This window comes from Paraburkholderia fungorum (genome assembly GCF_902833645.1).
Taxonomy (GTDB): Bacteria; Pseudomonadota; Gammaproteobacteria; order Burkholderiales; family Burkholderiaceae; genus Paraburkholderia; species Paraburkholderia fungorum.
The window spans coordinates 265,862-290,887 of record NZ_CADFGE010000010.1 but is presented as its reverse complement, the minus strand read 5'-3'; the positions used below and the strand labels follow the sequence as shown (position 1 = coordinate 290,887).

The 25,026-nt window shown below is 65.1% G+C and carries 19 protein-coding genes; 16 read left to right on the top strand and 3 right to left on the bottom strand.

The genetic code is table 11. The features are described 5' to 3' along the window. Positions 1 to 192 precede the first annotated feature (192 nt). The 10 genes from HWX91_RS28280 (at position 193) to HWX91_RS28235 (ending at position 14,694) form a co-directional block, all read left to right on the top strand. Complete coding sequence (locus tag HWX91_RS28280) at positions 193 to 2,397, top strand: cellulose biosynthesis cyclic di-GMP-binding regulatory protein BcsB (protein ID WP_244144156.1); 2,205 nt, start codon at positions 193 to 195, stop codon at positions 2,395 to 2,397. Continuing rightward, entirely contained in the window at positions 2,394 to 4,607 is a 2,214-nt protein-coding gene (locus HWX91_RS28275; protein ID WP_102857357.1) for a glycosyl transferase family protein, read from the top strand. The genes HWX91_RS28280 and HWX91_RS28275 overlap by 4 nt, the downstream gene beginning before the upstream one ends. Continuing rightward, complete coding sequence (locus HWX91_RS28270; protein WP_102857358.1) at positions 4,604 to 7,165, top strand: bacteriophage N4 adsorption protein A; 2,562 nt, start codon at positions 4,604 to 4,606, stop codon at positions 7,163 to 7,165. Before HWX91_RS28275 ends, HWX91_RS28270 begins: the two co-directional genes overlap by 4 nt. A 15-nt stretch (positions 7,166 to 7,180) precedes the next feature. Continuing rightward, positions 7,181 to 7,882 carry an alginate O-acetyltransferase AlgF gene (locus HWX91_RS28265; RefSeq protein ID WP_102857359.1) on the top strand — a complete coding sequence of 234 codons (702 nt, stop codon included), beginning with the start codon at positions 7,181 to 7,183 and terminating at the stop codon, positions 7,880 to 7,882. A 116-nt stretch (positions 7,883 to 7,998) separates the two neighbouring features. Next, positions 7,999 to 9,027, top strand: a complete 1,029-nt coding sequence (locus tag HWX91_RS28260) for an alginate O-acetyltransferase AlgX-related protein (protein ID WP_102857360.1) — start codon at positions 7,999 to 8,001, stop codon at positions 9,025 to 9,027. Beyond that, positions 9,027 to 10,334, top strand: coding sequence for an alginate O-acetyltransferase AlgX-related protein (locus HWX91_RS28255; protein ID WP_102857361.1), 1,308 nt, complete (start codon positions 9,027 to 9,029; stop codon positions 10,332 to 10,334). The genes HWX91_RS28260 and HWX91_RS28255 overlap by 1 nt, the downstream gene beginning before the upstream one ends. A 5-nt stretch (positions 10,335 to 10,339) precedes the next feature. Then, on the top strand, positions 10,340 to 12,016 hold the full coding sequence (locus HWX91_RS28250; protein ID WP_102857362.1) for an MBOAT family O-acyltransferase: 1,677 nt from the start codon (positions 10,340 to 10,342) through the stop codon (positions 12,014 to 12,016). A gap of 33 nt (positions 12,017 to 12,049) precedes the next feature. Next, on the top strand, positions 12,050 to 12,286 hold the full coding sequence (locus tag HWX91_RS28245; RefSeq protein ID WP_030103466.1) for an acyl carrier protein: 237 nt from the start codon (positions 12,050 to 12,052) through the stop codon (positions 12,284 to 12,286). A 7-nt stretch (positions 12,287 to 12,293) separates the two neighbouring features. Then, on the top strand, positions 12,294 to 13,793 hold the full coding sequence (locus HWX91_RS28240) for an AMP-binding protein (RefSeq protein WP_102857363.1): 1,500 nt from the start codon (positions 12,294 to 12,296) through the stop codon (positions 13,791 to 13,793). Beyond that, positions 13,786 to 14,694, top strand: a complete 909-nt coding sequence (locus tag HWX91_RS28235) for an alpha-amylase family protein (protein WP_102857364.1) — start codon at positions 13,786 to 13,788, stop codon at positions 14,692 to 14,694. The genes HWX91_RS28240 and HWX91_RS28235 overlap by 8 nt, the downstream gene beginning before the upstream one ends. Positions 14,695 to 14,740: 46 nt before the next feature. Here HWX91_RS28235 and HWX91_RS28230 read toward each other — a convergent pair whose 3' ends face one another. Next, positions 14,741 to 15,367 carry a LysE/ArgO family amino acid transporter gene (locus tag HWX91_RS28230; RefSeq protein ID WP_102857365.1) on the bottom strand — a complete coding sequence of 209 codons (627 nt, stop codon included), beginning with the start codon at positions 15,365 to 15,367 and terminating at the stop codon, positions 14,741 to 14,743. A 97-nt stretch (positions 15,368 to 15,464) separates the two neighbouring features. Between HWX91_RS28230 and HWX91_RS28225 the strand changes: the two genes are divergently transcribed. Continuing rightward, the gene (locus tag HWX91_RS28225) at positions 15,465 to 16,358 is read left to right on the top strand and encodes a LysR family transcriptional regulator ArgP (RefSeq protein ID WP_030103470.1); all 894 of its coding nucleotides are present in this window, start codon (positions 15,465 to 15,467) and stop codon (positions 16,356 to 16,358) included. 67 nt (positions 16,359 to 16,425) lie between these two features. On the opposite strand, the gene HWX91_RS28220 is transcribed toward HWX91_RS28225, so the two are convergent. Then, complete coding sequence (locus HWX91_RS28220; RefSeq protein WP_244144155.1) at positions 16,426 to 17,871, bottom strand: NAD(P)/FAD-dependent oxidoreductase; 1,446 nt, start codon at positions 17,869 to 17,871, stop codon at positions 16,426 to 16,428. 155 nt (positions 17,872 to 18,026) lie between these two features. Between HWX91_RS28220 and HWX91_RS28215 the strand changes: the two genes are divergently transcribed. The 3 genes from HWX91_RS28215 (at position 18,027) to HWX91_RS28205 (ending at position 22,354) form a co-directional block, all read left to right on the top strand. Continuing rightward, complete coding sequence (locus HWX91_RS28215) at positions 18,027 to 19,010, top strand: LysR family transcriptional regulator (RefSeq protein ID WP_035520682.1); 984 nt, start codon at positions 18,027 to 18,029, stop codon at positions 19,008 to 19,010. A 268-nt stretch (positions 19,011 to 19,278) separates the two neighbouring features. Then, a complete protein-coding gene (locus HWX91_RS28210) occupies positions 19,279 to 20,895 on the top strand; it encodes a purine-cytosine permease family protein (RefSeq protein WP_102857366.1) in 1,617 nt (538 codons plus the stop codon). A gap of 67 nt (positions 20,896 to 20,962) precedes the next feature. After that, positions 20,963 to 22,354, top strand: a complete 1,392-nt coding sequence (locus tag HWX91_RS28205) for an NAD(P)/FAD-dependent oxidoreductase (RefSeq protein ID WP_102857367.1) — start codon at positions 20,963 to 20,965, stop codon at positions 22,352 to 22,354. Between the two features lie 93 nt (positions 22,355 to 22,447). On the opposite strand, the gene HWX91_RS28200 is transcribed toward HWX91_RS28205, so the two are convergent. After that, a complete protein-coding gene (locus HWX91_RS28200) occupies positions 22,448 to 22,819 on the bottom strand; it encodes a cupin domain-containing protein (RefSeq protein ID WP_030103475.1) in 372 nt (123 codons plus the stop codon). A gap of 203 nt (positions 22,820 to 23,022) precedes the next feature. Between HWX91_RS28200 and HWX91_RS28195 the strand changes: the two genes are divergently transcribed. After that, positions 23,023 to 24,471, top strand: coding sequence for an aldehyde dehydrogenase family protein (locus HWX91_RS28195; protein ID WP_102857368.1), 1,449 nt, complete (start codon positions 23,023 to 23,025; stop codon positions 24,469 to 24,471). 90 nt (positions 24,472 to 24,561) lie between these two features. Next, positions 24,562 to 25,020, top strand: a complete 459-nt coding sequence (locus HWX91_RS28190) for a hypothetical protein (protein ID WP_046565894.1) — start codon at positions 24,562 to 24,564, stop codon at positions 25,018 to 25,020. Positions 25,021 to 25,026 lie beyond the last annotated feature (6 nt).

The window sequence follows — 25,026 nt, the reverse complement described above, 5'->3', positions numbered from 1 at the left end:
CGCGACGCGCCGGCAAAGCTTCCGGCAATACGGCCTGCCAAAGCGGCCTGCAAAAAAGCGGCCTGCAAAAAAGCGGCCTGCAAAAAAGCGGCCTGCCAAAGCGGCCTGCCAGAACCGGCATCGCAGTTTCAAACAATCCATGCAGCGCAAATTCGCCTCACTGTTTGCGCGCTAATTTCGAGACAAGACAACGTGACCACCCATTCGCTCATGCGCCGCCTGGCGCGCCCTCACCTGAAGGTTCTTGCCGCGCTGCTGTTGCTGGCGTCGACGGCCTATGCCCAGCAGCCGGCCGATGTCGCCGGCAGCTTCGCGCAGCTCGGCAGCGGCCGGCTCGCGACGCGCACGGTGTCGCTGGCCGAACTGGGCATGCGCGATCCGGTCGTGCTGCGTGCGCCGGACGGGCGTCAGGAGTTGTATCTGCCGGTGCCGGCCGGCGTACCCCTGAGCGATGCGGCCTTGCAGATCGACGGCAGCTATCTGCGCGGTAACGGCGGCCGCACGACCATGCTGGTATCGCTCGACGGCTCGCCGGTACTCTCGCGCACTCCGACGCAGGACCAGGGCGATGCGTCCGCGAGTCTGGGCGTGGACGGCGCGGCGAGGCCGAGCGGTTTCGTGCGCGTGGGTCTCGACTGGTCGTCGGTGCTGAGCGATAACATCTGTACCGACCAGACCGCGATCGGCAACGTCTGGCGCATCGCGCCGACTTCGCGGCTGACCTATCGCTACGATCCTGACGCGATCGTCGATCTGCGCAGCGCGTGGGGCGCCTTGCCGAACAAACCGGTGGTGATGCTCGGTGCGCGCACGCTCGGCGCACCGGCGTTCGATGCAGGCTGGCGCGTCGAAGCGCTGCTGCAACGCGAAGGCCGCACGCCGCTCACGCGGACGTGGCCCGTAGTGGGCGACACGGTCGACCTGAGCGATATCGAGGTGCCGGCGCCGCTGCGCGCGATTCCGGCCTTCGCCGCGCTGGCCACGGGCGGTTCGCACAAGCTCGCGAATCCGGCGGAAGCGGGCGCCCTCGTCGCACTGACGCCGCGCCCGGCATTCGCGCCGGACGTGATCGTCGCCGACGACACGCTGCGCAACACGCTGAAGACGTCGCTCGATGCGTTGCGCGAACAGGTTGTCGGCGCGGCCCCTGGTGCTGCCGACGCGTTCGACGCATGGCGTGCCCGCGCGATCGATCCGATCGCGAAGCCGCTCGTTTCGGGCGAAGTGCGCCTTGCCCACCTCGGCGGCCAAACCGCAATCGTGGTCGGCGATAACGACGGCGTGGCGATTCTCGCGCGCGCGTGGCGTCCGATCGACGTGACGAGCCGTCTCGTCGTGCATCAGATCGATACCGCGCCGAACACGCGTGGCGACGAAATCGCGCTGTCGCTGCTGGGCGGCCTGCCGCGCACGCTCGACGTGCAAGGCCGCGCCACCTGGGACGCGAATTTCGATCTGGGCGCGGTGTCGGGCAACGGCAAGCTGCCAGGCAGCGTGGTGCTCGACGTGGCCGCATCGCCGGCTCTGAACAACGCGGCGCAGACCGCCTCGATCTATTTCAACGACGTGCTGATCGGCTCGCAACTGCTGAACGCCAACGGCAAGCCGCAGCGCATTACCGCGCGCGTGCCGCACTACGCGCTGGCGCCGAACAATCTGCTGCGCGTGGTGTTCCAGCGCCAGCCGGAAGGCGGCTGCCAGCCGCGTAGCCAGGGTCATCCGATTGCCGTATTGCCGAGCAGTCATCTGACGCTCACCGACGCGAAGATCGGCGACGATTTCACCGGCATGGTCGCGCGTTTCGCGTCGGAAGCGAATGTGCTGGTGCCGGCCGCGTACCTGAACGATCCCACGCAAGCACTGCCGCGCGTCGCGCGCCTCGCGAACGCAAGCGGCATTTCGCCGACGGGCGCGGCCTTCAGCGTCGCCCGTGACGGCGAAGCGGTGAACCCGAAGGGCGCCTTCCTCGCGGCCGACGTCGCGCTCGCCGATGAGAAAAGCCTCGCACGGTTGTCGAAAGACCGCCTGTCGCTGACCGATGCATCCGGTAAGGTTCTCGCGGACGTGTCGGGTCTGAACCGTGTCGGCGTGATCGAAGCGGTGAAGTCGGGCAGCGTGTCGGGCATCGCGTATCGCACGGTGGGGGAGACGGCGGCGGTCTTGCCTGCGTCGTTGCAACTCTCGCGTGGCGATGTGGCGATCGTCGACGGCAGCGGTACGCTGCGCCAGTTCGATACGCGTCATCCGGGCGAAGTGGTCGACACGGAAGACGTGCAAGGTCCGTGGTTCATGCAGAACTGGGTGCGCTGGGGCATCCCGGCCGCGCTCGTCGGCCTGCTGATCGTATTGCTGCTGGTGGCCAACGTGGCGCGCCGCAGGAATAAGGACAAGTCGTGAGCATCGCGCTGATCAAATGGTATGCGGGCTACGCGGTAGCCCACTACTACCTGGGGCTCGAATACGTCGCGGCGCTGGTGGCGTTCATCATTCTGCTGTCCAGCATCGACGATCTGTTCATCGACGCCTGGTACTGGACCCGCACGATCTATCGCCGCTTCACGGTGCAGCGCACCTACAAGCCGCTCACCAGCGCGCAGTTGTATCAGCGCGACGAGCAGCCGATCGCGATCATGGTGCCCGCGTGGCACGAGTACGACGTGGTCGCGGCGATGATCGAGGACATGGTGCGGGTGATGGACTACCGCAACTATGTGGTGTTCGTCGGCACCTATCAGAACGACCCGCAGACCATCGCCGAAGTCGAACGGATGCGCCGCCGCTACAAGCAGTTGCGTCGCGTGGAAGTGCCGCATGACGGTCCGACCTGCAAGGCGGACTGTCTGAACTGGGTGATTCAGGCGATCTTCAAGTACGAGGGTGAAGCGGGCATCGAATTCGCCGGCGTGGTGCTGCACGATAGCGAAGACGTGCTGCATCCGGTCGAGCTGCGCTTTTTCAACTACCTGTTGCCGCGCAAGGACATGATCCAGTTGCCGGTTGCCTCGCTCGAGCGCAACTGGTTCGAACTCGTGGCCGGCACCTATATGGACGAGTTCGCCGAATGGCACGCGAAAGACCTGGTGGTGCGCGAGAGCCTGGTGGGTTCGGTGCCGTCCGCCGGGGTAGGCACGTGCTTCTCGCGCCGGGCGCTGCTCGCGCTGATCGCCGAAACCGATAACCAGCCGTTCAATACCGAAAGCCTGACCGAGGACTACGACGTCGGCGCGCGCCTGGGCAAGATGGGGATGCAGTCGATTTTCGCGCGCTTTCCGGTGCAGTTCGCCACGCGCCGCAAGGCATGGTTCGGCCTCGGCAAGGAGCGCGACATCACCGTGACGATGCCGCTGTGCGTGCGCGAATTCTTCCCCGATACCTTCCGCACCGCCTACCGGCAGCGTGCGCGCTGGACGCTCGGTATCGGCTTGCAAGGCTGGAAGCAGACCGGCTGGACCGGCTCGCTCGCCAATCGCTATCTGCTGTTTCGCGACCGCAAGGGGATCGTGACCGCGTTCGTCGGCATCATCGCGTATGGGCTGGTGATCCAGTTTCTGCTCTTCGCCGGCGCCGAACTGCTCGGCTGGATGCCGGACCTGATCGCTTCGCCGTTCTCCGATTCGCTGTGGCTGCAAGCGCTGCTATGGGCCAACGGCTGCGCGTTGCTGTTGCGCGTCGCGCAGCGGATCTATTTCGTGACGCGCCTGTATGGCTGGGAGCACGGCGTGCTGTCCGTGCCGCGCATGGTGGTCGGTAACTTCATCAACTTCATGGCTGTTTCGCGTGCGTGGAAAATGTTCCTCACGCACCTCGTGACGGGCAAGCGTCTGGCATGGGACAAGACCATGCACGACTTTCCTTCCGCCGACGGCTTCAACAACCGCCGCCAGCGTCTGGGCGAATTGCTGCTGTCGTGGCAGGCCATTGATCCGGACAAGCTCGAACAGGCGCTCGGCGAAAGCCATGCGCGTGAGGCGCCGCTGGGCCGCGTGCTGATGGCCAAGGGCTGGCTCGACGAGGAGACTCTCGCGGAAGCGATTGCCTTCCAGGCGGATTTGCCGCGTGGACGTGTGATGCTTGAACGCATCAAGGAAGACGCGGAGCGCCTGCCGCTCGACGCGATCGTGCGCCATCGCGTATTGCCGCAGATCGACGCCGCGAATGGCCGCACGATCTTGCTGACCGCGAGCCCGCTTGCCGATACGGCGGTGGCGGAACTGAACGGGCTGATCGAAGGACCCGTTGCCCAGCAGATCGTCCGTGAGGGCGAAATCGCGGCGGGCCTGCGCGTGCTGCGCGGGGTCGAAACCATGGTGTCGGTGGGTGAGGTCGAGTCAGGGGGCACGGTTGGGAGCGCGCCGGCAGGTGTATTGCCGGACGACGCGAGCGGGTCTGTGCCGGCACGCAGCGTGCCGTTGATCGGCGATCTGCTGATCGAGCATGGCCACGTGCGCCGTGAAGCCTTCGAGGCAGCCATGCAGGACTACCGCCCGGATCGACACGGCCGGATCGGCGACTACATGGTGGCGCGCGGCGTGATCTCGCGTTCCGCACTCGAGAACGTAATTCAGCAACAGCGCCGCCTGCAGGGCGCTCTGGCGGCATCCGAATGAGCGATTCATTTTTCTTCAGCTTGCGTGCCGTTGCCGCTGCAACGGTGACGGGCGCACTGTGCCTGAGCGGCGCGACGGCCTATGGGCAGAGCACGGCGGCCGCACCTCAGCCGGCCGCATCCGGACAGAACACGCTGCCGTTGAGCGGCGCCGCCTACCGCGTGGCGCAGACCGCGTACGCCGCCTACGAGCGCGGCGACTACGCCGGTGCGGTCGAGCGGGCACGCGAGGCAATCCGCCAGCGCCCCGACGTCGTGTCGCTGCGGGTACTGCTAGCCAACTCGCTCGCCGCGCTGCGCCGCTATAGCGAAGCAAGCCGCTCGCTCGGCGACGCGATTGCGCAGATCGGCCGCGATCCGGCGCTGGTCTCGCGTCGCAAGCAGATCGACGCGCTGAACGTGGCGACCCGCGCAGTGGCACGCGCGGGCCGCCAGCAGCCGGCCGATCCGGACGTGCTGACAGGCGCCGCGTTGACGGCCGCGCAGCAGGCCTACAAAGCGTACGCGGCGAAGGATTTTGCGGGCACCGTCAAGTACGCGAACGAGGCGATCTCGCTGCGTCCCGACCTGCTGCGCCTGCGGCTGTTGCTGATCGACGCGGCGAGCGCGGCCGGTCAGGATACCGAAGCATGGAACGCCGATCTCGACGCAAGCGGGCGCTTCGGCGACACCGAGGAACTGCGCTTGAGGCGCAGCTTCATTGGCAACCGGCTGGCGCCGAAGTCGTCCGCTGCGTCGTATGAGGCTTTCAGGAAGGGCGACTACGCGCAGGCTGCCACGCTCGCGCGTGAGACGGTCGCCTATGCGCCGGATCAGGTCGGCTACCGCATCCAGTTGATGGACGTGCTGTTCGCCGCGAACGATCTGCCTGGCGTGCAAGCCGCGGCGAGCGATGCGATTGCCGCCGACGATACGGAAATCATGCCGCTCACGCTGCGTGGCTACGTGCTGGCCGCGCAGGGCAAGACGGCGGACGCTGAGGCGGATTTCGCCAGAGCGTTGCAGGCCAACGACGCGACGCAGCGCAACAAGCGCGTGGCGCGCGTGATCATCGCCGACGTATGGATCGCCGAAGGACAGCCGCAGCGTGCGCTCGATCTGCTCGCGCCGCTCAAGATGAATGGCGACGACACCGATCCGCCGATCGCGCTGCGACGTGCGCAGGCGCGGCGGTTGCTCGCGCATGCGCCGGCCGTCGCGGCGAACGCGTCGAGCACCGCAACCGCTTCAACCGCTTCAACCGCGTCGACCGATTCGCTTGCTCCAGCCACGCAAATCGACCCGGCGCACCGTCCCGTGATCGACTGCGTGGTCGATCAGTTTGGCGCAAGCTGCGACGTGTACGCCGCCGATCGCGGTTTCGCCGCGGCACGCGCCGCGGCCACCGCAGCCGCTGCAAACGACAAGGCCGGCGCGGTCGGCTACGCACGCGAAGCGGTCAAAGCCGCGCCGGACGATCCGCAGCACCGGGTCGATCTGATCAACGCGCTCAGCACGGCCGGCAACGACTCCGCCGCGTCGCGCGAAGCGCAAAAGATGATCGACGCCGGCATGCTCGACGCGATGCCGGACCTGAGCGCCGCGTACATCGCACAACGGGCCGGCGACAACAAGGTCGCGTTCCAGCGTTTCAGCATGGCCGACAAGGCCGGCACGATGCCGGCCAGCGCCTACGCCGACGCCGGCTATGCGGCCGTGAACGCGTACCGCAACCGCGAAGCCGCGCAGTTCTTCGAACGCGCGATCGACGCGAGCGCCAAACCGGGCGACGACACGCCGCCCGCCACTCCCGCGCAACTGAACGAGATGCGCAGCGCGCACGCCGAAGCCACCCGCAACTGGGGCTTCGACGCGTCGCTGAATTATCGCGGCGCGGGCATGCAGCCGGGCTATGCGTCGTCGCCGACACCGGGCACGTCGAACAACTGGCAGGCGGGCGTGGAAGCCTACTGGCGTCCGTTCGGCAGTCTCGGCGACCGGATGTTCGAACTCTACGCACGCGGCTACGAGAGTTTCGGCGTGAAGAACGGCGGCGCGAGCGGCGTGGATACCTTGCAGGCCACGATTGGCGCGCGCGCCAAGCCGTTCTCGCAGATCGACGCGATCGTCGCCTTCGAACGGATCATTCCGATCGGCTCGCAGGTCAATCCCGATTGGCTCGCACGGCTCGCGTATTCGGGCGGTTACGGCATCGAGCGGCGGGTCGACGTGCCTTCATGGTGGACCGCGCAGATCTATGCCGAGACCGGCACCTATCTGAACGCGGGGTCGGTCTATGCGACCACCAATCTCGAAGTGGGGCGCACCTATCGCATGGATCGCTACAGCCCGAAGTGGACCGTTTTCCCGTACGCGGTGATCGGCGCGGACTACGACTCGAGCGTCGACCACAGCATTCCGCTCGGCGCGGGGGTAGGGATTTCGACGCGTTACTGGTTCCGCGACAGCAAATACGACGCGCCGCGCTCGTATGTCGATCTGTCGGTGCAGTACCGCTGGAAGATCAGCGGCGACGATCGCGCGCGCGGGGTGTTCTTCGGCGCGATTTACTCGTATTGAATCCGGACGGATCGAATGAAAAAAAATAGCTTGGGGTATTCGAGGACGGCAGTTTTTCTGACGGCGCTGCTGTCGGCCGGCGTGGCGCACGCGGCGGCGGACGACGTCGCGAGCCTGTATGGACCGCAACCGCCCGCCAACGCGTCGTATCTGCGCGTGTTGAACGCCTCGTCGCAGGCGGTGCGCGTCGCGCTCGCCGGCAGCGAAGCGCCGCAGACGCTGGCACCGGGCGCGGTCACGCGCTTCAGCGTGCTGACGCCGGGCACGCCGGCGCGTGTGACGGCCGACGGCAAGGCCCTCGCCGAGGCCACGGCTAATGCAGCAGCCGCCGCTGGCGACGCCGTCACCGTCGCGCTGCGTCATGACGCGAAGGGCTGGCATGCGACGCGGATCGTCGGCCGCTATGAGCGCGTCGACGGTTTGAAGGCAACCTTGCGGGCGTTTAATTTCACGTCCGGTTGCAGCGCGAAGATCGGTGTGGACGGCAACGGCCCGACGGTGTTCGCGCAGGTGGCCGCGGGCGCGCAGGACGCGCGCGCCATCAATCCGGTCAGCGCGAAACTGGTGGGGCAATGCGGCGCGGCGGCCAGCGCGGCGCTGCCGCTGCCGGCGCTCGCAGCCGGCGACAGCTATAGCCTGTTCGTCACCGGCGATGCGGCCAAACCGGTCTTGAGCGGCGCGCGCGATGCGCTGGCGTGGCCGCCCGCCGCGAATTGATCGTCGCAAGATCGCCGCGAGATCGCGGGAGGTTCGTGGCGCGCTGTTTGCCTCCCGCTTTGCTTGGCGTTGCACCTGCATCACACGCTCCACATAAATCACGGGGACCCAACACAATGACCGACTCCAGCCGTTCGTTCATCCAGGCATCTGCCCAACCGGAACCGCTCAACGGCACGCGCCGCCGTTTGCTGCTCGCACTGGCCGCGGCGCCGCTTGGCGGCGCGCTGTCGCTGCTGCCGCGCCGTGCATCCGCCGCGGCATCGACCAGTGTGATCGAAGGCCGCAATCTGTGGCTCTATCCCGGTTGGGAGAGTCTCACCGACGACGCGACGCCCGCCTGTCTGAAAGCCGTCGATCTGATTCGTCAGGCGACGGACAAACTCTCGGCGCGCGGCATTCGCACCGTGATCGTGATCGCACCGCTGAAGGCCCGTTCGTGCCCGGAGAATCTGCCGGACGGCGCCGCATTGTCCGCGGGTGTCGCGGGACGCTACGCCGCGATTCGCACGCATGCCCAATCGCTCGGCCTGCAGATCGTCGATGGTGACGCAGCCATTGCCGCGGTCGACCCGGCACAGGAAAAGTACATTCGCGCCGACTACCACTGGAGCGGCCATTCCGCCGAAGCGGTCGCGGCGCGTGTCGCCGAACGCCTGGTCTCGGCCGGTCCGCTGAAGGGCGCGGCGGGTGCAGGGAGCAGGCTCGGCGCGTGGAACGAGGAAGTCCGCTATGGCGATCTTGCGGCCTTGTTGCCGCCGGAGCGCAAGAAGGCGGTCGGCAAGGATCACTTCATCGTGCGCACGGTGGTGGCGTCTGCGGGTCTTGTCGACAGCGGGCCGCCGGTCGTGCAGGTGGTCGGCAACAGCATGGTGCAGCCGTACCTCGGTTTTCCGCAGAAGCTCTCGAACGCGATCGATCGCCAGGTCGGCTTGACGTGGACCTTCGGCGACACCGGCCCGTGGAAGACGTTGCTCAACTATCTGGAGTCGCCCGGGTTCAAGGCCAATCCGCCGCAAGCGATCGTCTGGCAATTCAACGAAGGGCAGATGATGAATCTGCCGAGCGCAGCGGGCCAATGGGACGCGGCGTCGGTGATGGCCGACGATGCGTTTCTCGCGCGCCTGAGCAAGGCTGTGGCCTGATGAGCGAGTCAGTCGGACGCCCGGCGGAACGCACGTCAAATCGCCCGGTGGCAGGCACGCCGGCGAGAGAGGGCGCCACCGCGCACGCTCAGGCGGGGACGGCGGCTCAACTCGCGCCGTCGCTCGCGCGCGCGCATCGGCGCATCGCGTGGCTGCTCGCGCTGCTGCTCGGTCTCGGTTGTGCTGGGGCAGTGACTTCGCTGGTCGTGCAGTCGCGCAACGGCGCGGCATTCGATCTGCATGGCTGGCGCGACGGCAGCCTCGGCCACAAACTCGATCGCGCAATCGACGTGCCGTACGCGCGCTCGCTGCACCGCTGGCAGGCGGCGGTGCGCTACCGCCTGTTCGGCGACCTCGGGCGGCAGGTGCGCGAGGGTTGCCCTGGCTGGCTGTTCTATGCGGACGGTTTGCGCGCGCCGGTGCAGGCGGGCCATGATCCCGTCGAACGCGCCGACGGTGGCGATGCATTGACCGATGCGCGCATTGCCACGCTGCATCGTCACGCGGATGCACTGCGCGGCGCTGGAATTCAACTGGTGGTCGTAACGGTGCCCGACAAGGCGCGCGCGGAAAGCGAGGCGCTGTGCGGGCTGCGTCAGGACGCGCGGATGACGCAGCGTCTGAACGTCTGGAACCGCGCGCTGACTGCGAGCCACGTCGCACACGTCGAATTGCTGCCGGCTTTGCAAGCCGCGCGTCCGGCGTTTTTCCGCACCGACGTGCACTGGAATGCGCAAGGCGCGCAAGCCGCCGCCCAGGTGGTCGGCGCGGCGGTGTTGCCCTTGCTCGGCACACCCGGAGAGACAAAATTCACGCATGCGACGGCGCAACCGGCGCCGCGGGTCGGCGATCTGCTGACGCTCGCCAACCTGAACGACGTGCCGGACGCCTGGCGGCCGGCGCCTGACGTCGTCGCGGAAGAGACCTTGCAGGCGCAACGCAGCGGCGGTCTGCTCGACGACGGTCCGGCAGCCGACGTGCTGCTTGCGGGCAGTTCGTTCTCGCGGCGCAGCGCGTTTGCCGAGCGCCTGGGCGAGCAACTTGGCCGCGAAGTCTGGAACGTGAGTCTCGACGACGGCCAGTTCGACCGTGCGTTGCAGGCGATCTGGCGCGAGCGCGCCGACTGGCCGAAGAGTGTGCGCGTGGTGATCTGGGAAATGTCGGAAGACGCGCTGTCGATGCCGCTCGAGGGCGTAGCGCCGACGCCTGCCGCAGCGTTGGCTGCCACAGCAACGCCTGCCGCAGCAACGGCCGCCAACGCCGCGATGCCGGTCAACCCCGTTGCCGCACCGGCGAAGCAGGACTGAGCGCGATGCTATTCAATTCCTTTATCTTCCTCACATTGTTCTTGCCGCCCGCACTGGCCGGCTACTACCTGCTTGGCCAACGCATGCCACGTGCCGCGGCGGCGTGGCTGTGCGGTGCGTCGATCGTGTTCTACGGGTGGTGGAATCCGGCGTTCGTCGGCTTGCTGGTGGCGTCGATCGTGTTCAACTATGCGATGAGTTGTGCGATCGTCGCGGCGCCCGCGCAGTCGGCACGGCGCCGCTGGCTGTTGGGTCTTGCGATTGCCGCCGATCTCGCACTGCTGGTGCGCTACAAATATCTGGCGACGCTGCTTACCGCGCTCGTGCACGCAAGCGGCGTGGCGCCCGCCGATTGGCTCGCGCACGGCATGCAGGACGTGATTCTGCCGCTCGGCGTGTCGTTCTTTACCTTCACTCAGATCGGCTATCTGCTCGACTGCAATGCGGGGATCGTCAAGGAGCGCGACCCGCTTGGCTACGTGCAATTCGTCACGTTCTTTCCGCATCTGATCGCGGGGCCGATCCTGCATCACAAGGAAATGATGACGCAGTTCGCGCAGCCGGCCACGTACAAGCTGCGCGCGGAGAATCTCTCGATTGGTGCGTTCGTGTTCACCATCGGTCTCGCGAAGAAGGTGCTGTTCGCCGACACCATCGCGCCGTTCGCCGACGCCGGATTTGCCGCGCCGCACGAATTGCAGTGGCTGGCGGCGTGGGGTACCTGCCTCGCCTATGCGCTGCAGCTTTACTTCGATTTCTCGGGCTACTCGGACATGGCCGTGGGCCTCGCGAAAATGTTCGGTGTGCGCTTTCCGTTGAACTTCAATTCGCCGTTCAAGGCGGCCAGCATCATCGATTTCTGGCAGCGCTGGCACATGACGCTCACGCGTTACCTCACGGCCTACCTGTATTACCCGATGGCGATGCGGATCAATCGCAGCCGTGCGCTGCGGGGCCTGCCGATCGGCCGTCTCGCGCAACGTTCGACGCGCGGCTTTCTGTCGACGGTCGCCGTGCCGACGTTCTACACGATGGCGCTGGCGGGCATCTGGCACGGCGCGGGCCTGCAGTATCTGATCTACGGCCTGCTGCATGCGTCGTATCTCACCGTGAATCACGCTTATCGCGCGTGGCGGGCAGCGGCTGCGCCGGCGGTCGGAGGCGCGGCAGCGGGGACGGCGGCGGGATCGGCACAGAAGACAGGATCGCCGGGAATCGCGGTGGCATTCGCAATGCGGTTCAAGACGCGCGTTCGCCATGCCGGCAACGTGTTGCTGACCTTCGTGGCCGCGCTGGTCGCGTTTGCGTTTTTCCGCGCTCATGGCGTTGGCGATGCGCTCGCCTTACTGCAAGGCATGGCGGGGCTGCACGGCATCGAAGCGCTCGACTGGCCCGCATGGGGCACCGCAAACATCGGCGTTGGCGAGTGGCTGCACCTGGTCGCGGGCCGCTCGACGCTTGCCTTGCAGATCGCCGCGTTACTGGCGATTGTCTGGTGCACGCCGAATTCACATCAATTGATGGGCCGTTTCTCGCCGGCGCTCGAACGCGCGGCCGAGGGGCTGCCCGCTGCGCTGACCTGGCGGCCGTCGCTGCGCTGGACGGTCGCGATGCTTGGGGTGCTCGTATTCTGCGTCGCGCAGTTGCATGGCGAAGTGCGTTTTCTCTATTTCCAGTTCTGATTGCCGTAACGACCTTTGCACAAGGACACCACCATGACTCAAAACGAAACACTGCACGCCGACGTAGCGGCGCTGGTCGAATCCGTCGTACTGCGCCTCGTGCGCGATGATGAGTTGCTGCTCGAAACGGGGCTGGTCGATTCGGTGCTGGCCGTCGAAATCGTGATGGGCGTCGAGATGCAATTCGGCGTGCGCATTCCGCCCACCGAGATCGCCGAGCATCTGGCATCCGTGAACGCGCTGAGCGCGTTCATTGCCGCCAATCGCTAGGCGCATCATGCGATTCGATCTGGGCACAAGCCGCTTTGTCGATACCGATGTGCCCGCCGACGCGTGGGCGGTGATCGGCGCCGATCGCGCGCTGCGCTGGCACGAGTTGGCGGAGCAGGCGCACGCATGGGCCGCGCAGGCACGCGCGCACGGTTTCGCCGCGGATGTGCCGGTGCTCGTGCGCGGCCACAAGGAAGCGGGATTCTTTGTGGCGATGACGGGGGCGTTGCTGCTCGGCGCGCCGTTCGTGCCGGTCGACACGATCTACCCGGATGAACGGATGCGGCGCATCGCGAGCACGCTCGGCGCGCGGACTTACTTCGACGCGCAGGCTGGCCGCTTCGTGAGTTTGAATGGGCAGGGCGCGGAACCGGTTGCTTCGGCATCGGCGGCACCATCGGCACTCGTCTTGCAGGAGAAAAATCTCGCCTACGTGCTGTTCACCTCCGGCACGACCGGCGAGCCGAAGGGCGTCCAGATCGGCCGCGAAAGCGTGGCCGCGCTGGCGGACTGGATGGCGGCCGACTTCGAGCTCGGCGTTGCGCCGGTGTTTCTGAACCAGGCGCCGTTCAGCTTCGATCTGTCGATGTACGAAGTGTTCGGCACGCTCGCGCTCGGCGGCACCGTGGTTCTCGCTTCGCGCGCACTGACCGCGCAGGGCGCGGCCTTGCTTGCCAGCCTCGCACGGCACGGCGTGACGACCTGGGTGTCGACACCGTCGTTCGCGCAGCAGCAGTTGCTCAATCCGCAGTTCTCTCAGGAGGGCTTGCCGGCACTCGCCACCTTCCTGTTCTGCGGCGAAGTGCTGCCGGTCGCGCTCGCGCGGCAGCTTCGCCAGCGGTTTCCGGCCGCACGGATCATCAATACCTACGGACCGACCGAAGCGACCGTGGCGACCACCTGGATCGTCGTCGACGATGCGGTGCTGGCCCATCACGCGCGCCTGCCGATTGGCCGCGCCAAGCGCGACGCCGAGGTGTTCGTCGATGACGGCGAGTTGTGCATTGCCGGCGCGCACGTGATGCGCGGCTATCTGAATCGCGCGGACCTGAACGCGGCGTGCATGTTCACCCGTCACGGCGAACGGGCGTTTCGCACCGGCGATCTCGGCGCGGTCGATGCGGACGGCCTGCTGTTTTGCCACGGGCGTATCGACGATCAGATCAAGATGGGCGGTTACCGGATCGAGTTGATGGAGATCGATGCGGGCCTGCGGGCGCTGCCTGGCGCCGCGAGTGCCGCCGCTGTGCCGCTGCGGCGCCCGGATGGCTCGGTCGCGCGGATCGTCGCGTTCGTGGCGACCGGCAGCGACGACGGCCGCCTGCCCGATGCGCTGCACGACTGGAAGGCGCTGCTGGCCGCGCGCCTGCCGTCGTATATGATCCCGTCAGAATTGCTCGCGTGCCGGAGCTTGCCGTTATCGGTCAACTTCAAGATCGACCGCGCGCAACTCGCTCAGGATTATCGTGACATTCATCTCAAGGCACAGCGGCAGCACAATGGGTAATTTGCATGACATTCCGAGTCAGGCCGGCGAGCCGGTCTCGCCGCGCCGCCGTGCACTGCTCGCCGTGGGCGCCAACGTGGCGCTCTCGGCGCTGCTGTACGGCTGCTCGGCGCCGGGTTCGGCCGACGCCGCCGCGTTGGCGCAAGGCGTGGTCTGGCAACTCGACGAAGATCATGTCAATCCGCATGGCGACTGGAATCGTCTCGGCGTGACGGATCTGCTGGTGCAATGGACCGCGGTGGACGATATCTCGTTTCTGCCCGGCACCACGATGCAAACGGCCCAGCGTCTGCCGGACTGGACGCGGATCGGCGGTGAGCCGTGGGCGCGCAATGTGATCGTCGGTCTTGCCGGACGCTTCGACGAAACCACGGCCCGCGCGCAAGCGGCGCAACTGGTCGAGCAATCGAAGCAGTTGGCCGCAGTGCGGCCGGCAGTCCACATCGACGGTTACTATTTTCCGGTTGAAGTCGATCCGACCTGGAAGGACGCCGTTACGCTCGCGCCTTTACTCGACAAGCTGCCGCGGCCGCTGTGGATCAGTGTCTACGACAATTCGAATATCGGCGGTCAGGCACTGGCGGCGTGGCTGGATGGCTGGTTGCCGAAGGATGTCGGCGTGTTTCTGCAGGACGGCTGCGGTGTTTATGCACGCGGCCCGGCGGCTGCGCGTGAGTATGCGGACGCGCTGGCCGCGCGGCTCGGCAAGGACCGTGTGCGGATCATCGCCGAGGCATTTCGTCCGGCACAAAACGGTGCGTTCCGCGCCGCGACGGCCGCGGAACTGTCGCCGCAATTGCTTGCGTATCGCGGTTACCGGACCTATCTGTTCGACGGGCCGCATTATGTGTCGGACCAGCTCGTGCAGGATCTGCTGGGCATGCAGCAGGCGCAGAAGTAGGGCGCTGGGCCGGCGCGCAGGAAGTCAAGCGCCTGCCCATCCGCTGTTAGCGCAACTGCGTCACCGCCAGCAGCAGCACCATGCTGCCGATCGCGCCATCCAGCACGCGCCACGCCGTAGCCCGCCGAAACAGCGGCGCGAGCGCACGCGCACCGTAACCCAGACCGATAAACCAGACCCCGCTCACCGCCATCGCGCCGAGAGCGAACGCGACCCGTGCGCCGTCCGGTTCGCGCGCGCCCGCCGTGCCGATCAGCAGGAAGGTGTCGAGATATACGTGCGGATTGAGCCACGTGAAGGCCAGCGTCATCAGAATGATCGGCATTGCGCGCCGGGTTGGCGCCGTTCCCGTCGTGCTGCCCGCGTTGGCGTCCAGCACCGCGTGGCCGGGCCGCACCGCGCGGCGCAGCGCGTTGATGCCGAACCATGCCAGATAGGCGAGCCCGACATACAGCATGGTGTGGACGAAGACCGGATAGCGTTCCACCAGCACCGATGCGCCGCCGACTCCGGCGCCGATCAGAATGAAGTCCGACAGCGCGCAAAGCGCGACGATCTTGCCGACATGCGAGCGCATGATGCCCTGACGCAGCACAAAGGCGTTCTGTGCGCCAATCGTCACGATCAGTGACGCGCATAGCGCGGCGCCGTGGGAAAAAGACAGCCAGTTCATAGTCAATCCAGTAGACGGGGGAAGCGAACGAAGCTAGTCTGCGGGTTTGCTGCTCGTAAGAGAAGCTAATTTAGTTAATGCCGATTAAGGAACGCTAATGCTCGACTATGCGTTGCTCGATGCGCTGGCCGCCGTGGTGCGGCACGGTTCGTTCGACCGCGCCGCCAGCGAACTGAATGTCACGCCTTCAGCAGTCTCGCAACGGGTCAAACTGCTGGAGGAGCGGGTGGGGAGCGTGCTGGTGAAGCGCGGCCAGCCGTGCGTTGCCACCACCTCGGGGGCACTGCTGTGTCGCCATACCGAACGCGTGCTGTTGCTGGAAGCGGAACTCGCCGGCCGGCTGCCGGCGCTGCCCGGCGCGTTGGTCGAACCGTGGCCGGCATTAAGGGTGGCAGTCAACGACGACAGTGTGGGCACCTGGTTTATCGACGCGGTGGCGCAATTTTGCGTCGAACGGGAGATGCTGCTCGATCTGGTGGTCGACGACCAGGACCACACCGCGCAGCGAATCCGCGATGGCAGTGTGCAAGGCGCGGTCACCACGCAGGCCGAACCGGTGCAGGGCTGCCGCTCGACCCGTCTCGGACGGATGCGCTATCTGGCGGTCTGCTCACCGGCGTTTCGCGCGCGCCATTTTGCCGATGGCGTCACGCGCGAGTCGCTGCGGCGCGCGCCGTGTGTCGATTTCAATCCGAAGGATCAGTTGCAGAAGCGCTTCATGCGCCGCATCACGCGGGCGGACCTGGACCCGCCCTTGCACTGGATTCCGCACGTGGCCGGTTTTCTGCGAGCTTGCGTGACGGGGCTCGGCTGGGGCATGTGCCCGGAACGGATGATCGCGCCGCATCTGGCGAGCGGCGAGCTGGTGGACATAGCGCCCGGCAAGCATATCGACGTCGATCTCTACTGGCAGAGCTGGCGCCTGTCGATCGGCTGGCTCGACGATTTCAGCGCGGTGCTGCGCAAGCGGGCGGCCGAGTTTCTCGATTGAGTTTGAGCGGCACGCGGGCGGCGTTTTCCGAAAGACGCCGCCCGCGCTGGCCGGGATGCGCCGGCCTTCAATGCAAGCGGATCACCGGATGCACGCGGCGGCGCAACCAGTGGCTTGCCGAATCGAGCGCCATGCGTGCGAAACCGGTCAAGGTCATCACGTGGCGGCGATAGATCAGCTTGTAGACGACCGTCGCCAGCCAACCGTCGACGAACACCGGTTGCGTCAGCAAGCTGTTGCTCAGGCTGCCGATCGTGCCTTCGCGGCCGAAACCGACCAGGGTGCCGGCGTCGCGATAGACGAACTCCGGCAAGGGCTCACCCGCGATCCTGCACTTCAGCGTGCGTGCCAGAAACAGCGCCTGCTGGTGCGCGACCTGAGCGCGCGGCGCCAGGAACGCATCCGCATTGCCTGAAGAAGGGCAGGCCGCACAGTCGCCGAGTCCGAAGATGTTGGCGTCGTTCGTGCATTGCAGCGTACGGTTCACCTGCACCTGGGCGTTCCGATTCACCGCGATGCCGTCCAGCGTGCGCAATACAGGCGGCCCTGCAATGCCGGCGGTCCAGATCGCGATGTCGCTGGCGAGCGGTGCGCCTTGATCCGTCAGCACGGCGTCGGCGCGCACTTCGGTGACGCGCGTTGAGCTCAACACGTCCACTCCAAGTGTGCCGAGCATTTTTTGCGCACGCGTTGAAATCGTTTCAGACAGCGCGGGTAACACGCGCTCGCTGCTTTCGATTAGACGAATACGGAAATCGCGCACCGGGTCGAGTGAAAACGGGCTATAGCGGTTCAACAGACGCACCGTATCGCGTACCGCGGCGGCGAGTTCAACGCCGGTTGCGCCGGCGCCGATGATGTTGATCGACACCGGCGTGTCCGCCTGAGCGGTCCGCGCGCGGCGCGCGTGGTTCGCCCGCAGGCAGGCGTCGAGCAGCTTGCGGCGAAACGCTTCCGCATGAGCGACCGATTCGAGCGGCAACGCGTGTTCAGCCGCGCCGGGCACGCCGAAATATTGCGTGACGCTGCCCATCGCCAGCACCAGCGTATCGAATGCCAACTGCCGTGACGGCAGGATTTCGCGGCCGTCGGCGTCGTGCAGCGCATTGAGCGTGATGTGCCGGTTGGCCCGATCGAGCGCGGCGAGTTCGCCCTGTTCGAATTCGAAGCCGTGCCGCTGCGCCTGCACAGCATATTGCAGTTGATGCGTAGCCGGATCGAGCTGGCCCGATGCGGCTTCATGCAGCAAGGGCTTCCAGAAATGCGTTGGCCAGCGATCCACCAGCACGACCTGAGTGAGACCGGCGCGCCCCAGGGTCTCCGACAACCGCGTGGCAAGCCCAAGACCGCCGACTCCGCCGCCGACGATCACGACGCGATGCGCCGCTGCCGGCGTTGCGTGCGGCGCTTCCTGCGCGTGCTGAATCGGTTGCTGAATGGGTTGCGTAATAGGTTGTCTAGTGGGCTGTGTACATTGCGCGTCAGAGGTTGTTCGCTGATCGATTCCGGCCATGATCCTGATCCTCCTGAAGTTGTCTATGCACAGCCGATGAGAGTGTTAGCGGGCTATACCCGGAATTCATCGGCCTGATCTGTCGGGGTCAGTATAGAATCGGCGGAAACCGCAGCACAATTTAATGTTTATAGAGAACATATAGGTTTTCAATTATGTTAAAAGCCGCCACGTTCCGTCAATTGAAAGCGTTGCATACGGTCGCGAAACTCGGCAGTGTGTCGCGTGCGGCCGAGGAACTGAAGCTCACGCAACCGGCGGTGTCGCTGCAGGTGCGTCTGCTCGAAGAGGCGGCCGGGGCGCCGCTATTGCAGCGGGTGGGCCGTGGCGTGCAGTTGACCGCGGCGGGCGAAATCCTCGCGCGCTATGCGCTGGAAATTCTCGACCTGTGGAACGGCGCGGCGGACGATCTTGCCGCATTGCACGGCGAGCAGGGCGGCACGCTGCGCATCGGCGCGATCACCACCGCCGAATATCTGATCCCGCCGTTTCTGGTGCGCTTCACTGAATTGCGCCCGCAAGTGAAGGTGCAGTTCAAGGTGGGCAATCGCGCCGATATCATCCGCATGCTCGCCACCCACGAGATCGATCTTGCGGTGATGGGCAGCGCGCCGCGCGAATTGCGCACGGTGGCGACGGCTTTCGCGAAGCATCCCATGGCGTTTGTCGCCTCGCCCGGCCATGCGCTGATGAAGAAAAAACGCCTGTCGCTGGACGATCTGCAAACCGCGAATCTGTTTGTGCGCGAACGCGGTTCGGGCACGCGCTCGACCGTCGAGAATCTGTTTCGGCTCGCCGGGCACAAGCTGCATATCGGCTCCGAGCTCTCGAGCAACGAGGCGATCAAGCAACTGGTCGAAGCGGGTCTCGGCATTGCGTTTCTGTCGCTGCACGCGTGTTCGCTGGAATTTCAGGCCGGTTTGCTGGCCTTGCTGCCTTTGCCTGCCAATCCGATCGAACGTGACTGGTATGTGATGCATGTGTCGGATAAACGCCTGCCGCACGTCGCCGGACTGTTCCGCGATTTTCTGCTCGAGCACGGCATGTCCGGCGCGGTACCGGTGCCGCTGCCCACCGTCGCCGCAGCGAAGCGGCGCCGTCAGGGTCGGGAAGCGGGGCGCGCGGCAGATCCGGTTTGAGGCGCGGATTCTCACGATTCGCTTCGACGTTTGCGCGCTATCAGGCCCGAAGCACGTCCTCACGCGGCCCTTCGTTAGCGCGCAGCGCCTTATTTGACAGGGATTTGGGGTTACATCGCCCGGGATCGAAGTAAAGGTTGGGCGGCCGATATTTTTGCCCACGCCGATTGTCTTTACAGTGACGTCCAGACATCTGAAAAAAGTGGACGCCACCTCCCCGTGGCGAGCCATCGTGATTGAGACCTGGCCGTTACAGGAGTTGGAGACAATGAGCAGCAACAGCATTACCCAAGTCGAAACATTCGGTTTTGAGCGCATTCCCGACCGCTCGCGCTATGCGCGGCCGATCGATCTGTTCCGCTTGCTGTTCGGCGGGTGCAATACTTTTTCCACGTCGGTGCTCGGCAGCTTTCCGGTGCTGCTTGGTTTGTCGTTCAAGGCGGGCGTTTATTCGATCGTGCTCGGCGTGCTGATCGGTTCATGCATACTCGCGCCGATGGGTCTGTTCGGTCCGCGCAACGGCACGAGCGATCCGGTTTCTTCCGGCGCGCATTTCGGTATTCATGGCCGGATCGTCGGCTCCTTTCTGGCGGTGCTGACCGCGGTCGCTTTCTTCTCGCTGGCCGTATGGAGTTCGGGCGACGCGCTGGTGGGCGGCGCGAATCATCTGCTCGGCCTGCCGGTCAACTGGATGACGCTGAGCTTCGCGTACGGTCTGTTCGCGGTGCTGGTGCTGACCGTCTGCGTGTACGGCTTCCGCTTCATGCTGTGGGTCAACAAGATCGCCGTATGGGCGGCGAGCCTGCTGTTCGTGGTCGGCATCGTGGCATTTGCCGGGCCGTTCGATAGCGCGTACGCCGGCAAGGTCGCGCTCGGTTCGGTGGGTTTCTGGCCGGCCTTCGTGAGCGCCGTGCTGGTGGCGATGAGCAATCCGGTCTCGTTCGCCTGCACGCTCGGCGACTGGGCTCGCTATATTCCTGAAAACACGCCGAAGAAGCGCACGCTTCTCGCGGTGTTGCTCGCGCAACTGGCCACCTTCGTCCCGTTCTTTTTCGGGCTCGCCACGGCGACGATCATCGCCGGCAATGCGCCGGAATTCATCGCATCGAATAATTATGTGGGCGGCTTGCTGGCCATCTCGCCCAACTGGTTCTTTCTGCCGGTGTGCCTGATTGCGATCATTGGCGGGATGTCGACGGGCACTACGGCGCTGTATGGCACCGGGCTCGATATGTCGAGCATGTTCCCGAAGTTTCTGAACCGCGTGCGCGCCACGCTGCTGATCGGCAGCCTCGCCATCGGCTTTATTTTCCTTGGCCGCTTCGCGTTCAATCTGGTCGAAAGCGTGTCGACGTTCTCGGTGCTGATCAATGTCTGCAGTTGCCCGTGGATGGTGATCATGATCATCGGCTTCGTGACGCGGCGCGGCTTCTATCTGTCCGACGATCTGCAGGTGTTCAATCGCGGTGGCCGTGGCGGTCACTACTGGTTCACGCATGGCTGGAACTGGCGCGCGATGGGTGCGTGGATTCCGAGCGCCGTGATCGGCCTGTGTTTCGTCAATCTGCCGGATCAGTTCGTGGGTCCGCTCGGACAACTCGCCGATGGTCTCGACATCAGCATGCCGGTTTCGCTGACGCTTGCCTGCGCGCTGTATATCGCCTTGCTGCAGTGCTTTCCTGAACCGGATGGCGTGTACGGGCCACTGGGCCGCCGCTGGTTGCGTAGCGGTTCGCAGCGCAATGTGACCGTGCATCCGGTGGTGCCGGCGACTAAGCTCAAGGCGGGTGGGGCGCGAATCACGCCGCAAATGAAGGATCAAGCGGAGCCGCGCACCGCGCGGCGCGAACGCGAGGAAGCACTGGACATGCAGGACGCGGGTTGAATCGTCCGCACCGAAACGACAGTTACGCGGTAAATGCAATGGTAATCAAGTTGAGTAGGCAAACAAGATGAGCGAGTCAGTAAAGCGCGCGTTTGAAGGGGTAAAGCTGTTTCCGTTCTGGTTGGACAATCCGCGCGCGCCGGCTGTCGAACGGGAACTGATCGGTCCGACGTCCGCGGATCTGGTGGTGGTCGGCGGGGGTTTTACCGGGTTATGGGCGGCGATTCAGGCGAAAGAAGCGGACCCGTCGCTCGACGTCGTGCTGGTCGAAGCGGGTAAAGTGGCCTACGGCGCATCGGGCCGTCCGGGCGGGATCATTTCCACGTCCGTGATGCATGGTCTGCCGAATGCGACCCGGGTGTTTCCGCAAGACCTCGACGTGCTGGAAAAGCTGGGTCAGGAGAATCTCGATGGCTTCAAGGAATCGTTGACGCGTTACGGCATTGAAGCGGACGTCGAATGGAATGGCGAGATGACGGTAGCGGTCGACCCGGGCCACCTCGATCATCTGAAGGGCGACTACGAGTTGCACCTGTCCCACGGGCACGACGTGGTGCTGCTCGACAGCAAAGGCGCCAGAGAACAACTCGATTCGCCGCTGTTCGCGGGCGCAATGTGGTCGCGTAATCGCAGCGGCACGATTCATCCGGCCAAGCTCGCTTGGGGTTTGAAAGCGGCTGCGTTGAAGCTCGGTGTGCGTTTGCACGAGCACTCGCCGATCACACGCCTGGAAGATCTCGGCGCAACGATGATCGTGCATACGCAGGCGGGGCGCATCGAAACCCCGCGTGTGCTGCTCGGCACCGGCACGGCGGACGTGGGCGTGACCGACATCAAGCGCCGCGTGATGCAGGTGCGCGATCACATCATCGCGACCGCGCCGCTGAGCGACGAGCAGATGGCACGGATTGGCTGGAACAATCGCCAGGGCATTTACGACACGCGTACGCAGCTCAATTATTTCCGTCTCACCAAAGACAACCGGATCATCTTCGGCGGCCGCGTGAGCTATCATTTCGGCGGCGATCCGAATCCGGCCGCGGATCGTGACGAAAGCACCTACTACAAGCTCGCCGAGGCGTTCTATCGCACCTTCCCGCAACTGCACGACGTACGCTTTACCCACGCGTGGGGCGGCCCGATCGACTACTGCTCGCGGGGCGCCGTGTTCGCGCGCCGCTATCACGGCGGCAAGAGCGTGTTCGTCGCGGGCTACACGGGCTTCGGCGTGGCGGGCAGCCGATTCGGTGCGAAGATGGGCCTCGATATGCTGTGGAATCGCGATACCGTGATCACGTCGCTGGATATTTCGCGCAAAGGGCCGTCGTATATTCCGCCTGAACCGCTGCGCTGGATCGCCGCGAAGATCACCTTCAACGCCTTCGACGGCGCCGACGATCGCGGCGGCTGGCGGCGTCTGTGGATCAATTCGATCAAGGCACTGGGTTTTCCGATGTAGCGGCGGCGTTTTTTATTCGTTGCCGCCGGAATAAAAAAACCGCACCTTAACGGGTGCGGTTCCTGTTGCAGCAACGGTGTGAAGCAGTATGAATCAACCGCAGTACACGATGCTGTACTTCTTGGTCGCCACCGGCATATGCCACGTGCCCGAGAAGCCCTTGTGCAGGATGAAGGCGTCGCCGGCGGCATAGCGGTCGCTGCGGCCGTCGTCGCTGGTGATCACGACTTCGCCTTCGATCAGCACGCAGACTTCGTGGATCGGCAGGTCGGCCAGCTTCAGCGTGCCCGCATCGCATTGCCATACGCCGGCGGACAGCATGTTGGTCGCGTCGGAGAAGGCGTTGAGGGCGTGCGGCGCCTTGGCGCCTTCCAGAATGACGTCGGCGGGATCGTGCAGGGCCGGGTTCAGTCCGGAAGCGCCGGGGCCTTTAGCGTCGATGCGGGTGAAAGTGATGGTGCTCATTGTCTCTCCTGGTTGATCGGATTCGAGGGGGATTCGATGAAGAAATCGAAGCAGACCGGAGTCTGAGCCAAAGCTGCGTAGCGATGAATTTCGATTTGAAGACATTCAGATTGAGCGGCGTCGATGTAAACCTTCGATACCGCTACGGGCGCGATCCGCGGCCCATGATCTGACCTGACACAATCCATGTAAAGGACTAAGCCATGCAAGCGCAATTCCAACATGCCCGGCAGTTTTATATCGACGGCCAATGGGTCGACCCGTTAAACACGCCCGGCGCGGCCACGCTCGACGTGATCGATCCGTCCACGGCCACGCCGTTCGCGCAGATTTCGCTCGGCAGCGCGGCCGATGTCGAGCGTGCGGTAGCCGCTGCGAAGCGTGCTTTTCCGGCTTATAGCGAGACGACGATCGCGCAGCGAATCGATCTGCTGCAGGCGATCCTCGACGTCTACCGCAAGCGCTACGACGACATGGTGCATGCGATCAGCCGCGAGATGGGCGCACCGCTGCAATACGCGAACGACGCGCAGGCGTGGACCGGCGTCGCGCATCTGGAGACAATGATCCGCACGCTCGACACGTTCGAATTCGAATACGTGAAGAGCAGCATTCTGATCCGCAAGGAAGCGGTCGGCGTGTGCGGGCTGATTACGCCGTGGAACTGGCCGGCGCTGCAGATCGCCACCAAGGTGGTGCCCGCACTCGCGGCCGGCTGCGCGATGGTGCTCAAGCCTTCGGAACTGGCGCCGCTGTCCGGCATGATCTTCGCCGAGATTCTCGACGAAGCGGGCGTGCCGGCCGGCGTGTTCAACCTGGTGAACGGCGAGGGCGCGACGGTGGGCGAGGCGATGTCGCGTCATCCGGATATCGACATGATGTCGTTTACCGGTTCAACGCGGGCGGGCGTGCTGGTCGCGAAGGCCGCGGCGGATACGGTCAAGCGCGTGCATCAGGAGCTGGGCGGCAAATCGGCCAACCTGATTCTTGAAGATGCCGATCTGAAACACGCGGTGATGCGCGGCGTCCGTGCGTGTTTTGACAACAGCGGCCAGTCGTGCGACGCGCCTACCCGCATGTTCGTGCCGCGCGCTCGCCTTGCCGAGGCGCTCACCTACGCGAAGGAAGCGGCTGACGCGCTGGTCGTCGGCCCTGCGGATGCGAAGGGTGTGGATCTTGGACCTGTCATCAGCGAGCAGCAGTTCGACAAGATCCAGCGGCTGATCGGCGTGGGCATCGAAGAGGGCGCAACATTGGTGGCCGGTGGCCTCGGGCGCCCTGAAGGCCTGAAAGACGGCTACTTCGTGCGCCCGACGGTGTTCGGCAATGTCACGCCGAACATGACGATCGCGCGCGAGGAGATTTTCGGGCCGGTGCTGTGGATCCTCGGCTACGACTCCGAAGACGAAGCGGTCGCGATGGCCAACGACAGTCTCTACGGTCTCGCGGGCTATGTGCAATCCGCGTCGATCGAGCGTGCGTATGCGGTGGCGAAACGCCTGCGTACCGGCACGATCTATCTGAACTACGCGGACTACAGTCCCGATGCGCCGTTCGGCGGCTTCAAGCAGTCGGGCAACGGCCGCGAGTATGGCGAGTTCGGTCTCGAGGACTTCCTGGAGATCAAGGGCGTGGTCGGCTACGCGAGTTGAGGCCGCTTGCCGATGGCGGTTCCGAACCTGTAGGCGCCACTTGAGGGCGTCTATAATCCTCACCGGAATTCGCCATCGGATCTTCAACTCGTGAAAACAACTATCGCTATTGCGCTTGCCGCGCTCGCCCTGAGTGGCTGTATGTCCGCCGAGAAAGAGCAGGCGCAGGAGCGCGACTTCACCCGCTCCGAGAACCTGCTCGATGCCGCGCAGCGTAACGCTGCCATTGCGTGCGCGGATCAGGCGCAGTGCGACAAGGCCTGGTCGCTCACGAAGGACTACGTGGCGAAGCACTCTTATACCTCGATCGTCCGCGCGGACGCGGTGGCGATCGAGACCGACGTGCCGGGCCGCTCGGGCAAGGCCGTCTATTCGGCTACGCGAGTGGCCAAGGGCAGCGGAGCGACTATCACACTGTATGCGCAGTGCCGTGACATGTATGGTCCGGATCGCGCGATGGGCTCTGATTACGACGACTGCGTGAAGCAGATCGGTCCGACGCAGAACGGCTTCGTGCCGTATCTGCGCCAGCATCTGTCGAGTCAGTAACGGACC

Excerpts from the sequence above, each read along its gene's own strand:
- HWX91_RS28270 (WP_102857358.1), top strand. The coding sequence starts at position 4,604 with ATGAGCGATTCATTTTTCTTCAGCTTGCGTGCCGTTGCCGCTGCAACG.
- HWX91_RS28265 (WP_102857359.1), top strand. The coding sequence starts at position 7,181 with ATGAAAAAAAATAGCTTGGGGTATTCGAGGACGGCAGTTTTTCTGACG.
- HWX91_RS28260 (WP_102857360.1), top strand. The coding sequence starts at position 7,999 with ATGACCGACTCCAGCCGTTCGTTCATCCAGGCATCTGCCCAACCGGAA.
- HWX91_RS28255 (WP_102857361.1), top strand. The coding sequence starts at position 9,027 with ATGAGCGAGTCAGTCGGACGCCCGGCGGAACGCACGTCAAATCGCCCG.
- HWX91_RS28250 (WP_102857362.1), top strand. The coding sequence starts at position 10,340 with ATGCTATTCAATTCCTTTATCTTCCTCACATTGTTCTTGCCGCCCGCA.
- HWX91_RS28245 (WP_030103466.1), top strand. The coding sequence starts at position 12,050 with ATGACTCAAAACGAAACACTGCACGCCGACGTAGCGGCGCTGGTCGAA.
- HWX91_RS28240 (WP_102857363.1), top strand. The coding sequence starts at position 12,294 with ATGCGATTCGATCTGGGCACAAGCCGCTTTGTCGATACCGATGTGCCC.
- HWX91_RS28235 (WP_102857364.1), top strand. The coding sequence starts at position 13,786 with ATGGGTAATTTGCATGACATTCCGAGTCAGGCCGGCGAGCCGGTCTCG.
- HWX91_RS28230 (WP_102857365.1), bottom strand. The coding sequence starts at position 15,367 with ATGAACTGGCTGTCTTTTTCCCACGGCGCCGCGCTATGCGCGTCACTG.
- HWX91_RS28225 (WP_030103470.1), top strand. The coding sequence starts at position 15,465 with ATGCTCGACTATGCGTTGCTCGATGCGCTGGCCGCCGTGGTGCGGCAC.
- HWX91_RS28220 (WP_244144155.1), bottom strand. The coding sequence starts at position 17,871 with ATGGCCGGAATCGATCAGCGAACAACCTCTGACGCGCAATGTACACAG.
- HWX91_RS28215 (WP_035520682.1), top strand. The coding sequence starts at position 18,027 with ATGTTAAAAGCCGCCACGTTCCGTCAATTGAAAGCGTTGCATACGGTC.
- HWX91_RS28210 (WP_102857366.1), top strand. The coding sequence starts at position 19,279 with ATGAGCAGCAACAGCATTACCCAAGTCGAAACATTCGGTTTTGAGCGC.
- HWX91_RS28205 (WP_102857367.1), top strand. The coding sequence starts at position 20,963 with ATGAGCGAGTCAGTAAAGCGCGCGTTTGAAGGGGTAAAGCTGTTTCCG.
- HWX91_RS28200 (WP_030103475.1), bottom strand. The coding sequence starts at position 22,819 with ATGAGCACCATCACTTTCACCCGCATCGACGCTAAAGGCCCCGGCGCT.
- HWX91_RS28195 (WP_102857368.1), top strand. The coding sequence starts at position 23,023 with ATGCAAGCGCAATTCCAACATGCCCGGCAGTTTTATATCGACGGCCAA.